Below are 14,076 nucleotides of genomic sequence, written 5' to 3'. Positions count from 1 at the left end.
ATGGCTACGCAAAAAAAAGGAAAATTAAGCTTCACAACAACATTTATAATTAGTTTGATTCTGTTAGTCATTGCTTTGACGGTATCAATATTGATTGGAGATGCTAAAATTCATATTTCAACAATATTTGATGCTATATTCAATTATGATAATAAGAATCAGCAACATAATATCATTAGCGAAATACGCATACCAAGAGATATAGGAGCAATGCTCGTAGGTGTAGCATTGGCGACTTCAGGTGCAGTCATTCAAGGCGTTACTAAAAATGGTTTAGCAGACCCGAGTTTAATCGGATTAAATTCAGGCGCTTCATTTATGTTAGCGCTAACTTTTGCATTTTATCCGACAGCACCATTTATAGTGCTGATGATTGCAGGATTTATCGGTGCTATCATGGGCGGATTTATTGTACTGATGATTGGCAGATCAAGAAGTGATGGTTTTAATCCAATGAGGATTATATTGGCTGGGGCTGCCGTAAGTGCTTTGCTAACAGCTTTAAGTCAAGGTGTAGCGTTATTGTTTAGATTAAATCAAAGTTTAACGTTTTGGAGCGCCGGCGGTGTTTCTGGTACGACTTGGGGACAGCTCGTTTGGGCAGCGCCATTTATCATTATTGCATTGGTTATCATCATTGCGATGAGTAAACATTTAACAATTTTAAATTTAGGTGAAACTTTAGCGATTGGATTGGGACAAAATGTTGCATTAACGCGAGCGATTGCTTTAATTATATCCATGGTTATGGCGGGTATTGCTGTAGCGATGGTTGGTCAAATAGCCTTTGTAGGACTAATGGTCCCGCATATTGTACGTTATTTAGTAGGTACAGACTATGCTCGTGTTCTGCCATTAACTGCTGTTGTTGGTGGCTTATTGCTACTCGTTGCAGATACGTTAGCACGCATGTTAGGTGAAGCTCCAGTAGGTGCAATTATTTCATTTATTGGCGTACCTTACTTCTTGTATTTGGTTAAACGAGGAGGACGCTTTTCATGATAGACCCAAAATTAAGATATAAACAGTTCATTACCATGATTATTCTTATAATATTGATAATATTCGCATGTGCTTGGAGCATGACTTCAGGTGAATATAAGATGTCGATAGGTACTTTTTTTAAAACACTTATAGGTCAAGGTGAATATACTGATACACTGATACTTATGGAATTTCGATTTCCAAGGATGGTTATAACTATTTTAGCCGGAGCTGCATTAGCGATGAGTGGGGCTATTATACAAAGTGTGACTAAAAACCCATTAGCTGAACCTGGCATTTTAGGTATAAATGCGGGAAGTGGGTTTGCCATTGCATTATTTATAGTAGTCGGCCAAGTTAATGCGGATAATTTTGTGTATGTATTACCATTTATAAGTATGATTGGTGGTATACTAACTGCGCTAATTATTTTTTCGTTTAGTTATAATAAAGGTGAAGGTATCACTCCAGCAAGTATGGTGTTAGTAGGTGTAGGTATGGCTACAGCTTTAAGTGGTGGTTCGCTAACAATAATGTCAACATTTGACGAAGATCAATCAGAGTTTATTGCTTCATGGCTTGCAGGTAACATTTGGGGTGATGAATGGGCGTTTGTAATTGCCTTTCTACCTTGGGTCATTGTACTTATACCATTTTTATTGTTAAAAGCGAATGTATTAAATTTATTAAATACACATCAACATATTGCTCAAGGTGTTGGGGTGAAAATTGGTAGAGAACGCATTGTATTATTATTAATAGCAGTAATTCTGTCATCGGCTGCAGTATCTGTTGCGGGAGCTATTGGATTTATAGGATTGTTAGGTCCACATATTGCTAAATCAATTGTTGGCCCGAGACATCAACTATTTTTACCAATTTCTATATTAATAGGTGCATTTTTACTTGTATTAGCAGACACAGTCGGACAAGTGATATTACAACCTTCTGGCATGCCAGCTGGAATTGTTGTATCTATTATTGGTGCGCCTTACTTCTTATATTTAATGTATAAAACAAAATCAGTTTAAGTGCATCAATAAGGTTATCAAATTTTTGTACGTGTTAAATAAGTATGAAAAGAGATGAGCATATCGTTAAAGATGGTTGCAAGTAAAGAATAAATTTCATATATGAGCGGGTTTTAAAATCAATTTTGAAAATGATTGATTGTAGACCCGCTTTTTTTATAAAGAAAAAACCTTTGAGTTGTTAGCGTTTACATTTATGTGTAGGGTATACTATAAGTGAATAGTGAAAATAGGAGGTCCTCATTATGAAAAAGCTCATTAAAGATAAAACACAATTTTTACCAGATATGTTAGATGGTCTTTCGATTTCAAATAAAAATGTCGAAGTAATTGCTGACACAGTAGTAGTGCGTAAACAGAAAAAAGAAAAAGGCGTAGCAATTGTTTCTGGCGGTGGGAGTGGTCATGAACCTGCACATGCAGGGTATGTAGCACAAGGCATGCTAGATGCTGCAGTATGTGGTGAGGTATTTACATCTCCAACACCTGATAAAATTTTAAGTGCAATTAAAGCCGTGGACAACGGAGAAGGTGTACTGCTTGTTGTAAAAAACTATGCAGGTGATGTTATGAATTTCGAAATGGCTCAAGAAATGGCGGAAATGGAAGATATTCAAGTAGAGACAGTAGTGGTCAAGGATGATGTTGCTGTTAGTGATGAAGCGCAACGTAGAGGTGTCGCTGGTACAGTGTTTGTGCATAAAATAGCTGGATATTTAGCTGAAAAGGGAACATCGCTTTCATTAATTAAAGAAAAATTAAATGAATTATTACCAACTATCAAATCAATAGGTATGGCTTTAACACCACCGTTAGTTCCGACGACAGGACAGTATGGTTTCGATATAGATGATGAATCAATGGAGATCGGTATTGGTATACACGGCGAAAAGGGTCTAGCTCGTGAAAAAGTTGAAAGCGTAGATATAGTTGTAGAACGATTGATTGCCGAATTATTGAAAGAGGTAGAAGATGAACAACTTATCGTGATGATAAACGGTATGGGAGCTACACCTTTATCTGAGCTAAATATTGCAACAAAATACGTGGCACAACAATTAGAAGATAAACAAAAAGATGTTAAATTATGGTTTGTTGGAGACTATATGACTTCATTAGACATGGAAGGTTTATCAATAACCTTTTTACCATATACAGAAACGGTTTATGAGGCATTGACTGCACCGACAAGTAGTTCATATTTTAATGCGTAAATAACGAATATATAAGACAGGAAGTGAAGAAGAATGAATGTGTCAGAGTTAAAAGAAAAATTGCTTGATTTAGTTGATGTCTTTGAAGAAAAAGAATCATTATTAACAGAATTAGATAGAGCAATTGGTGACGGTGATCATGGCGTGAATATGTTAAGAGGATTTAAAGCCTTACCCGAAAAGTTAGATGATAGCTCTATGTCTGCATTATTAAAATCTACTGGTATGACATTAATGTCGAATATTGGTGGTGCTTCTGGTCCACTTTATGGATTTAGCTTTGTGAAAATGTCTCAAGTTGTAGGCGATGAAATTGACAAAGAAAATTTAAAAACAATACTTAATACATTTTCCGAGGCAGTTGCACAACGTGGTAAAGTTGAACTAAATGAAAAAACAATGTATGACGTTATTGAACGCACCAATGAAGCGATTAATAACGGAGAAACTTTATCATTTGAAGATTTACAATCATTTGCAGAATCCACTAAGGATATAGTAGCTACTAAAGGTAGAGCTGCCTATTTTAAAGAAGATTCAAAAGGACATGTTGACCCGGGAGCACAGAGTAGTGTATATATTTTAAACGCATTGATAGGAGCTGATTAGTATGACGCAAATTATCATTGTAAGCCATAGTAAAGAGATCGCTGACGGGACTAAAGCGCTGGTAAGTCAAATGGTAGGAGAGGATATCACAATCACAGCACAAGGTGGTGTGAACGGTAAAATCGGAACATCATATGACGATATTCAAGAAATGGTGAATCAAATAGATGATGACACATTATGTTTTTATGACATTGGTTCTGCTGAAATGAATTTAGATTTAGCGATTGAGATGTATGATGGCAAGCATCGTGTAGAAAAAATAGATGCACCGATTGTTGAAGGTACTTTTACTGCAGCTGTAAATATTTCTGTAGGAAATACCGTAGACGAAGTGATAAATGAACTAAATACGAAATTTGGCTAAATGAAAAAATATGGAGTAATGACACTATTCAAGAAGTTATAATTATATATATGAGTAGCGTATGTAATTATAACTTTTTCAAGTAACTTGACAAAAATATTCTTTTTTATATGAATATATAATTAAGATATGGTAAAATGAGACTTAACTATTAAAGAAATCTGGATATCTAGGAGGACATTGCAATGAAAGAATTGATACAAAAGCATGTCTTAAACGGCGAATTTGAATCAGTATACCGTCTTATGTCCCAGACAGATTTTATGGAATTTGAAGAAGCTTATATCTCAAGCGCTCATGAAGTGGAAAGTATCATGTTTTATACATGTATTTTAGATATGATGAAAACTGAAGAAACTGCAGAAATGCATGACTTAGCTTTTCTACTACTCGTTTATCCATTAAGTGAACTACAAGGTGCTTTAGATTCTGCGTATTATCATGCAGATTCATCCATAAAACTTACTGACGGCAAAGAAGTAAAAAGCTTATTACAGATGTTGTTATTACATGCAGTTCCTGAACCAGTCATTTCTGATAAAAAAGCATTAGAGATTTCTCGCCAAATACTTAAACTAGATCCAACGAATAGCGTTGCGCGTAATGTACTTAAAGAAACAGCGAAACGTTTGGATAATGTTGTCGTTGATTTCAATGAACTAAATCGTTTTAAAAATGCACATTAACTTGAGTGATAATTAAATTTTAGTATAGTGTTTAATTCTGATGTAAAAACAAATGTATATGAAAATGACTTTTGAGGCTGAGACAAATGGATTGTCTCAGCCTTTTATGCATGATCAAAAGGTCAAGTGAAACTAAGCGTTATTTTCTTAAAACATTGGGATGGCTCGTTAGGGTGGTACCATGAAAGCATTTTAAATCAATGAGATTTCTGTTCCGCTCATTTTTATTTTGTTATTATCATATGAGTGAAAATAACACTGTAATTTACTTTTTATATTTATTAATTACAGTAAGAGATGAAGAAATGAAAATTTTTTCAAAAAAATTTTCATTTTATTTTTAGAATTATCATAAAACTAGAAAATGTATAAAGTTGCAAAATCTTATTATGAATTGTTCATTTTTATAGTGTATCTAGGAATGGATGATTTATTTTTAAAAGATAAAATGAATGATTAAAAAGAAATATATTGTTTGACTATTATGTTTAATTTTAATGAATTGTGCAAATCTTAATTTTCTCATGTTGCAAATTACAGTCAGTACGTTATAATTACAAAATGTGTTAACTATGAGGAGGTTATTTATCACATGGGGTTGAATAAAGAAGCTATAAAAATTGGTTTCGCTTATGTCGGTATCGTCGTAGGTGCTGGCTTTTCAACAGGACAGGAAGTTATGCAATTCTTCTCACCATATGGCTTATGGTCATATATTGGTGTTTTACTTTCTGGGCTAATTTTAGGATTTATTGGAAGACAAGTTGCAAAAATTGGGACTGCGTTTGACGCACAAAACCATGAATCAACTTTAGACTATTTATTTGGAAATGCATTCAGTAAAATTGTAGACTACTTACTTATCTTTTTCCTATTTGGTATTTCAGTTACTATGATTGCTGGAGCAGGATCAACATTTCAAGAAAGCTTCGGTGTACCGACGTGGTTAGGTGCATTGATAATGGTAATCGCAATATATATCACACTATTGATGGACTTTAATAAAATTGTACGTGCTTTAGGTATTGTTACGCCATTCTTAATTATATTAGTAGTTATTATTGCTGCGTACTATCTTTTCAATGGTAGTATTTCATTTGGAAAAGTTAAGGAAACTGTACCACATGACAGCTTATGGCTAGGTATACTTAAAGGTATTAACTACGGTGGTCTTGCATTTGCTGTAGGATTCAGTACTATTGTCGCTATAGGTGGCGATGCTTCAAGACGTCGCGTTTCAGGCGCTGGCGCGCTATTTGGAGGTATTATTTATACCATATTATTAGCGTTAATTAACTTTGCATTACAGTCTGAATTCCCAAAAATCAAAGATGCAGATATTCCGATGTTAACGTTAGCAAATGCAATTAATCCTTGGATAGCACTTGTGCTATCGGTAATTATGTTAGCAGTAATGTATAATACAATTTTAGGTTTAATGTATTCATTTGCAGCGAGATTTACAGAACCATACAGTAAAAAATATCATATCTTTATCATAGTTATGGTAATTGTGGCTTATGGTTTAAGCTTTGTAGGTTTCGCAGGATTAATTAACTACTTATATCCAATAATGGGATATGTTGGTTTAATTGTTGTTATTGGAGTACTTATTAAGTATTACAGTAGAAAACGACAAAACAAGAAATTTATTGCTTAATCTTTAAAAGTGAAAACATAATTTATATATGATATAGCTCAGCTTGCCAACTTATGCAAGCTGAGTTTTCTAATTCATTATCCCTGTAATACTATTGTGAACTTATTTATTATGGTACAATGCTTCCGAAAGGAAAGGTAATCTATGAAGAAAAAACATAAATGGACCCTTATCACAGCTTTTATCATTGTCACTGTTGTAGTAGTTATGGCAGTACTTTTAAAACTACAGTATGATAGACAAAACACGGGTAAAGTACACGAAAAAGTTCAAATTAATAATAAAAATGTGAATGCTTTTACAAATATCACTTATGGTAAAGGATTGCCAAATAGTCGACTTGATATATTAACTCCGAATGAATTAGATCAAGATAATAAACTTCCAGTAATTTTTTGGATGCATGGTGGAGGATTTATTGCAGGAGATAAACAATATAAAAACCCATTATTATCTAAGATTGCTGAACAGGGTTATATTGTGGTAAATATTAATTATGCACTTGCACCAGATTTTAAATATCCTATGCAATTACAACAGATTGATCAAGCGGTGAGTTTTATTAAGAGAAATAAACATGAATTGCCTATTGATTTCAATCAAGTTATCTTTGGTGGAGATTCCGCAGGTGCACAATTATCAAGTCAATTCACAGCGATACAAACGAATGAATCTTTAAGAGAAGACATGAACTTTAAGCAACAATTCGAACCAGATCAACTTAAAGCGGCCATCTTTTTTGGTGGATTTTATGACATGAAAACAGTTAAAGCAACAGAATTCCCAAGAATTCAACTCTTTATGGAAAGCTATACTGGGAAGCGAGATTGGGAACAACAATTTAAGTATATAAGTGAGATGTCTACTATCAATCAAGTTACAGAGGATTATCCTCCAACATTTTTATCAGTGGGTGATGCTGACCCATTTTATAGTCAGAATATTGAATTCTATAAAAAATTAAAGTCAACAGACGTACCAGTTGATACATTATTTTATGACGGTTCACATAAATTGAGACATCAGTATCAATTTCATATGGAATTACCAGAATCGCAGCAAAATATGAAAGACGTCTTAAGGTTTTTAAGTAGAAATACTACTTCCTCAGGTGTTGAAACGGAATATCAATCTGAAGATGCAAATCCAAATGGTGTTGAATTAAACCCGTACTAGCTTATCAATGGCTAAACATGTTTGAATCAAATAACCTCAACTTTATAAAGATTTTGAAATAAAAAACACTTTCGTTGAATGCAAATGAGATGTATTCATACGGAAGTGTTTTTATTAATATTGAATAGATTCATATTTATTTGTTAGTTTGTTTTAACTATACGTTTGAGAATGAAATAGAAGTATTGGGAGTGACAATCAAAAGATGTTGCGCGCTAAGTTTGTCTTGGTATCATATATAATTCTATAATGATTTTATTGCTAAAATTTTCAAACAGAATGTGTTGTTATTTGGATAATTATCAAAAAACGATTAAACTGCAATTAAGGAAATGTTTACTAACTTATTACATTTAATCTATTAAATTAGTAATTTAGCCATGATATATTTATTATAATATCGATGATCAATAAACAATTTATCTTTAAGTTCACCTTCGACTTGATAGTTTGCACTTTTAAATAAATCAACAGCGGTCGTATTTTCGGGAACGACTTCAACTTCAATACGGTGAATGTCATGGTTTAAACACCATGCTTCTATGGAATTAATTAATGATTGTCCTAATCCTTTTTCGCGATAATGCCTTATAACTCCCATAGAAAAATGTGCTTCATGCCGTGTACGTTCGAAATTTTCGGTAGTGACAATTGCAAATCCTACAAGTTCACCGTTGTTTTCTGCAATATAAATTGCATTAGAAGGAGAAGTTATATAATGTTCTAAGGTTGCGATAGTATCCGTATTAGAGGGCGCGTACTCGCCAGGATTGTATATCAAATAATCAGATTCATCATAGATTGTACTTAATAGTTTTATAAAAGGTTCTATATCGTTGATACCAATTTCTCGAATTTGATGAACCATATATGTCCACTCCTCATTTCCAATTTTTAAAACTCAGTTATAGTATAACTTAACATCATTAACATGAATTTACTAGGGAATAATTAAAATAAGAAAAATATATGATAAAGGGTGTCGTATAATGAAACCGAATATATTGCTTGCGGGCGTCACAGGATATATAGGAAAGAATCTAATTGAATCCATTAAAGATGAAGGGGTCTTATACACATTGTCTAAGTATCCTAAAGAAAAAGAATATAAAGAAATTATTTGGCTTGAAAAGGACATTTATAATTATAATGATGTTTTAACTGCTATGGAAGGTATAGACATTGCAATATATTATTTAGACCCAACCAAACATTCTGCTAAATTAACGCATGCAACTGCTAGGGATATCAATTTGATAGCCGCAGATAATTTTGGTAGAGCTACAGCAAAACAAGGTGTGAGTAAGATTATATATATTAGCGGTAGTCGTTTCGATGTTGAAACGAAAAGACGTTTATCGGCATATGGCACTGAAGTAGAAGAGACGACAGCACAAGTGGCACGCCCACACGTAGCAGTTGAGTTACAAACATCGAAATACGATGATGTAAGAAGTGCGCTAAGTATACAATTACCGATGAATTGGACATTAAATCAAATGGTAACATATTATTTTAAATGGTTAGATGAAACGAAAGGAACATTATTACATACAGCAGAACAAGGAGATAATTTTATCGTTTATATGAAAAATAAACGTAATCCTATACTAGTACTACGTAAGGTGAAGACTGAAAAAGATATCATAACGTTGTATCTTGTAAGTGGTAGTATTGTAAAACCTAATTTAAAAAAGCAGGGGAAATTAGAGTTTCGCAAATTAAAAGGTAGTCAACAAGTCATCGTACACCTGTTTGATTATATCCCGAAATTAACTTGGCCAGTATATTATTTATTACAATCACCTTTCCAAGATTTAATGATGAGAGGATTTGAAATTGATTGCCGCATTAAGCATTACCAAGGTCGAATTAATTCTGGAGAAAATATAAAATATACAAAATAGTTGAGGTGAGTTTATGGAAATTTTATTAGTGGAAGATGATATGACTTTATTTAAAGAACTTAGTGAAGAGCTGGAACAGTGGGATTTTAATGTTAATGGTATCGATGATTTTAATCTTGTAATAGAAAAGTTTCAAGAGGTGGATCCAGCAATTGTCATTATGGATGTTAAACTACCAAAATACGATGGATTTTACTGGACGAGAAAGATTCGAGAAATATCAAATACACCAATTTTATTTTTATCCTCAAGAGATAACCCAATGGATCAGGTAATGAGCATGGAATTAGGTGCAGATGACTATGTTCAAAAACCATTTAATACGAATATTTTAATTGCTAAGCTACAAGCGATATATAGACGCGTTTATCAATTTAGTATAGATGAGAAAAGGGTCATAACTTGGCAAGAAGCGACACTCGATCTTACAAAAGATAGTATTAATAAAGGTGATCAAGTCATATACTTATCTAAAACAGAAATGATTATTTTAGAGATGTTAGTAAAAAAACAGGATACAATTGTAACCAGAGACACATTGATAACTGCACTTTGGGACGATGAGGCGTTTGTCAGTGATAATACCTTAACTGTAAATGTGAATCGTTTAAGGAAGAAACTTGCAGATATAAATATGAAAGATGCAATTGAAACTAAAATCGGTAAGGGTTACATGGCTCATGGATAGTATTAAATGGGTTTGGTTATTTCTCTGTTCACGGAAAAATTGGATATTTTGGTTACTCATTTTACAATTCATCTTTTTAGGTATTGCTTTTTTAGATTATGATTTAAATGTAAACAGTGTTTTATATATTATTATTTTAAATATAGGATTAAGTTGTATTTTTTTATTATTTACATACTTAAAAGAAGTTAAGTTTTATAAACACTTAGATGATAATATAGAACCCGAAGCGTTAAAGCATAAATCACTGGCAGATACGCCATTTCAACAAGAGATGTTAGAGTATTTATATGATCAAATTACGACACAAAAAAAATTAGTGACTGAACAAAAACAACAAATTAAATCTACTGAAGCTGCGTTAACAGATTTCGTGCATGATATTAAGACACCAGTCACTGCATTGAAATTATTGATTGAAAAAGAAAATGATGATAATAGAAGACGTGCACTACTATTTGAATGGACACGTATCAACGATATGTTAGATAAACATTTGTTTTTGACTCGATTAGAGTCACAAAATAAAGATATGTATTATGAATACGTGTATTTAAAACGCTTAGTCATAGATGAAATACAGATTACTAGATATATTAGCCAAGCGAAAGGCATTGGTTTTGATCTTGAATTTGACGACGATTATAAAGTATATACAGATACTAAATGGTGTCGAATGATGATAAGACAAATTCTTTCTAATGCGATTAAATATAGTGAAAATAGCACAATTTATATAAGTGGAAGGCTGATTGAAAACCATGTGACGTTGGAAATTAAGGATGAAGGTAGGGGAATAAGTAAAAAAGACTTACCAAGAATTTTTGATAAAGGTTTCACCTCAACGAAAAATCGTAATGAAACGACGTCTTCTGGTATAGGGCTATATCTGGTGAAAAATGTAAAAGAAAAATTAGCTATAACTGTTCATATCAATTCTGAAATCAATAAAGGAACGAAAGTACAGTTTGTTTTTCCAAACCAAAACGAAATTGTTGAAAGGTTATCTGATTATTAAATCTGTTCATATGCAATATATGAAAATGCGATGACAAATAAGATGTCTAAATATTGTATTTATCGACTATGGCGAATCAAAATTTACACAAAGTGTAAAAATGCGGAGCTTGAGACATGAATTACGTGGTTAGCGCCAAAGTGGCAATCCCTAATTTTGCTAAAGGGATTGCCATTTTTGTTATTACTCATATTTAGTGTAATTAAAATAAAAAATATATTCGCGTTTGACGTTATTGCGTATTAAGTAAACCTTTGACCAAAATATTTGTTTTCATAAATTTAAAGATAAGCACTACCTTGGAATGATTTTGTGTATGTTAATTTTGAGAAATATAGAAAAATAATTGTTGATTATAAATTGTAATTATGCAATTATTGCTATTGTGCGTTTTGATGTATGAATTTATAAATTTCTAAATCATTTTTGAAAAAATATAAATACGACAGAACGATATACACACAATTATTAATTTAACGAAAATGTAATGTTAAGAATTTGTAAATTTAATTGTAGGATTGTTAAATTTGTGCTATTTTCAAATAAGGACAAATCAACATTTGTGAGATTTTTTAAACCTAGTAAGCAAATACTCATTTACATAATATTAATAAATCAAAAAAAGTAATGGGTGTATTGTAAATCTTGCCAATTTTAATTTGTCTAGAAAAGAATGTAATTTTTTAAATTTATTGAAGGTGATTGTATTGGTCACTGTAAATGGAGGATTTTTTGAATGTTTAACAAGAAAAAAGATAAGTTCATGGTGAAACTTGAAGAAATGGTTTTCAACTTAGACCGTGCAGCAATTGAATTTGGTAAAATGGATTTTAATACACACTTAGACCTTAAAGCATATTCAGATAATATTAAAACATACGAATCACATGGTGATGAGCTTATGCATCAAGTGATTTCAGATTTGAACCAAACATTCATTACACCTATTGAACGTGAGGACATCCTCTCTTTATGTAACGCTATTGATGATGTTTTAGATGCAATTGAAGAAACATCAGCAATGTTTGAAATGTACTCTATAGAATATACAGATGAATATATGGCTGAATTTGTTGATAATATCCAAAAAGCTATTGCTGAAATGAAATTAGCAGTAGGCTTACTTGTCGATAAAAAATTATCTCACATGCGCATTCATTCTATTAATATTAAAGAATTTGAAACTAACTGTGATGGTATATTACGTCAGTCAATTAAACATATTTTTAACAGTGAAACAGATCCTATCACACTTATTAAAATCAAAGAGATTTATGAAAGTCTAGAAGAAATTGCCGATAAATGTCAAGCTGTAGCGAATAACTTTGAAACAATAATAATGAAAAATAGCTAAGGAGTCCTAACTTATGGAATATATTTTGATTATCACAGTAGCTATCGTTATTTTTTCTTTGATATTTGACTTTATCAATGGTTTCCATGATACAGCCAATGCCGTCGCTACTGCTGTTTCAACACGTGCATTAACTCCTAGAACTGCGATTATTTTGGCGTCAGTTATGAACTTTATTGGTGCATTAACATTTACTGGAGTTGCAAGTACGATAACAAAAGATATTGTAGATCCATTTAAATTAGAAAATGGTCTAGTTGTGGTTTTAGCTGCTATTTTGGCAGCAATTATTTGGAATTTAGTAACTTGGTTTTTTGGAATACCTAGTTCATCTTCACATGCATTAATTGGCTCAATCGCTGGTGCAGCAATTGCTTCACAAGGTACATTTGCTGTATTACACTATCAAGGCTTTACAAAAATAATAATTGTATTACTTTTATCACCAGTTATTGCGTTTTGTGTTGGTTTTATTATGTATTCAATTGTTAAAGTAGTTTTCAAAAATGCAAATCTTACGAAAGCAAATCGTAATTTTAGATTTTTCCAAATTTTCACTGCTTCATTACAATCATTTTCACATGGTACAAATGATGCACAAAAATCAATGGGTATTATTACTTTAGCGCTTATAGTTGCGAATATCCAAACAGGTACAAGCACCGAGCCTCAACTATGGGTTAAGGTTGCCTGTGCTACTGCGATGGGGTTAGGTACAGCTGTTGGTGGTTGGAAAATCATCAAAACAGTTGGTGGAAACATAATGAAAATACGTCCAGCTAATGGTGCAGCAGCTGATTTATCTTCTGCTTTAACTATTTTTGTTGCGTCATCATTGCATTTTCCACTTTCAACGACGCATGTCGTGTCTTCATCTATATTAGGTGTAGGTTCTTCTAACCGTATTAAAGGTGTGAAATGGAATACTGCACAACGTATGATTATTACTTGGGTAATCACATTACCTATTTCTGCGTTATTAGCCGCTTTAATATATTTTGTAATCAATCTTGTTTTATAAGTATTAACAATGGTTAATAATAAATAACTAAATAAATTTAAGAATGAGTTTAAGACCTACATCTTATTCTTAAGATAAAGGACTAATCTAAATACAATAGGGTTGATCCTTTCAGTCTGCCGACAAAGTCTCTGATTTTGTCGGCGGTTTTTTTGTGCGTGCTTTTCCTTGGGTATTGTCTTACAGCAGTATTCAGCATGTGCACTTCCACAGAAGTCGACTCAAATCACTGGCGAAATTATAATATAAAATAAGCAGTGGTGTTATTTGTTATGTTGAATCAATCAATTGATAAAGGCGATTAATGAAATAATTAAACAAAGGGGTAGAGGAGAGAAAAGGAAAGAAGATAAAAATATGT

Annotated in this window: 14 protein-coding genes; 13 read left to right on the top strand and 1 reads right to left on the bottom strand. The window is 32.4% G+C overall.

The genetic code is table 11. The features are described from left to right. From KA824_RS09445 to KA824_RS09410, 8 genes are all read left to right on the top strand, one after another. A complete protein-coding gene (locus tag KA824_RS09445) occupies positions 1–1,002 on the top strand; it encodes a FecCD family ABC transporter permease (protein ID WP_107384951.1) in 1,002 nt (333 codons plus the stop codon). After that, positions 999–2,015 (top strand): FecCD family ABC transporter permease, encoded by a 1,017-nt coding sequence (locus tag KA824_RS09440; protein WP_181187676.1) that lies wholly within the window; start codon positions 999–1,001, stop codon positions 2,013–2,015. Before KA824_RS09445 ends, KA824_RS09440 begins: the two co-directional genes overlap by 4 nt. Positions 2,016–2,260: 245 nt before the next feature. Further along, complete coding sequence (dhaK, locus tag KA824_RS09435; RefSeq protein ID WP_181187677.1) at positions 2,261–3,229, top strand: dihydroxyacetone kinase subunit DhaK; 969 nt, start codon at positions 2,261–2,263, stop codon at positions 3,227–3,229. Between the two features lie 33 nt (positions 3,230–3,262). Then, positions 3,263–3,838: a dihydroxyacetone kinase subunit DhaL gene (gene dhaL, locus KA824_RS09430; protein ID WP_181187678.1), complete on the top strand. Its 576-nt coding sequence runs from the start codon at positions 3,263–3,265 to the stop codon at positions 3,836–3,838. A gap of 1 nt (position 3,839) precedes the next feature. Next, entirely contained in the window at positions 3,840–4,205 is a 366-nt protein-coding gene (gene dhaM / locus KA824_RS09425; RefSeq protein ID WP_019468162.1) for a dihydroxyacetone kinase phosphoryl donor subunit DhaM, read from the top strand. A 185-nt stretch (positions 4,206–4,390) separates the two neighbouring features. Beyond that, complete coding sequence (locus KA824_RS09420) at positions 4,391–4,891, top strand: hypothetical protein (protein ID WP_019468163.1); 501 nt, start codon at positions 4,391–4,393, stop codon at positions 4,889–4,891. A 592-nt stretch (positions 4,892–5,483) separates the two neighbouring features. Beyond that, on the top strand, positions 5,484–6,551 hold the full coding sequence (locus KA824_RS09415) for a YkvI family membrane protein (RefSeq protein WP_181187679.1): 1,068 nt from the start codon (positions 5,484–5,486) through the stop codon (positions 6,549–6,551). Positions 6,552–6,695: 144 nt separating this feature from the next. Then, a complete protein-coding gene (locus KA824_RS09410) occupies positions 6,696–7,727 on the top strand; it encodes an alpha/beta hydrolase (protein WP_107385968.1) in 1,032 nt (343 codons plus the stop codon). A 361-nt stretch (positions 7,728–8,088) separates the two neighbouring features. On the opposite strand, the gene KA824_RS09405 is transcribed toward KA824_RS09410, so the two are convergent. After that, positions 8,089–8,595: a GNAT family N-acetyltransferase gene (locus KA824_RS09405; RefSeq protein ID WP_181187680.1), complete on the bottom strand. Its 507-nt coding sequence runs from the start codon at positions 8,593–8,595 to the stop codon at positions 8,089–8,091. Between the two features lie 121 nt (positions 8,596–8,716). Between KA824_RS09405 and KA824_RS09400 the strand changes: the two genes are divergently transcribed. The 5 genes from KA824_RS09400 to KA824_RS09380 all read left to right on the top strand — a co-directional run bounded on the left by KA824_RS09400 (position 8,717) and on the right by KA824_RS09380 (position 13,715). Next, positions 8,717–9,634, top strand: a complete 918-nt coding sequence (locus KA824_RS09400; protein ID WP_107385316.1) for an NAD-dependent epimerase/dehydratase family protein — start codon at positions 8,717–8,719, stop codon at positions 9,632–9,634. Positions 9,635–9,647: 13 nt separating this feature from the next. Next, positions 9,648–10,322 carry a response regulator transcription factor gene (locus KA824_RS09395; RefSeq protein WP_181187681.1) on the top strand — a complete coding sequence of 225 codons (675 nt, stop codon included), beginning with the start codon at positions 9,648–9,650 and terminating at the stop codon, positions 10,320–10,322. After that, on the top strand, positions 10,315–11,340 hold the full coding sequence (locus KA824_RS09390) for a sensor histidine kinase (protein WP_181187682.1): 1,026 nt from the start codon (positions 10,315–10,317) through the stop codon (positions 11,338–11,340). The genes KA824_RS09395 and KA824_RS09390 overlap by 8 nt, the downstream gene beginning before the upstream one ends. A gap of 736 nt (positions 11,341–12,076) precedes the next feature. Further along, positions 12,077–12,694, top strand: a complete 618-nt coding sequence (locus tag KA824_RS09385; RefSeq protein WP_019468170.1) for a DUF47 domain-containing protein — start codon at positions 12,077–12,079, stop codon at positions 12,692–12,694. A 13-nt stretch (positions 12,695–12,707) separates the two neighbouring features. Continuing rightward, the gene (locus KA824_RS09380; protein ID WP_107385966.1) at positions 12,708–13,715 is read left to right on the top strand and encodes an inorganic phosphate transporter; all 1,008 of its coding nucleotides are present in this window, start codon (positions 12,708–12,710) and stop codon (positions 13,713–13,715) included. The last annotated feature ends 361 nt before the right edge of the window (positions 13,716–14,076 follow it).

The organism is Staphylococcus sp. GDY8P198P (assembly GCF_017891615.1).
Taxonomy (GTDB): domain Bacteria; phylum Bacillota; class Bacilli; order Staphylococcales; family Staphylococcaceae; genus Staphylococcus; species Staphylococcus cohnii.
Note: the sequence above shows the minus strand (reverse complement) of the source record. Positions and strands in the feature narration are given on the sequence as shown.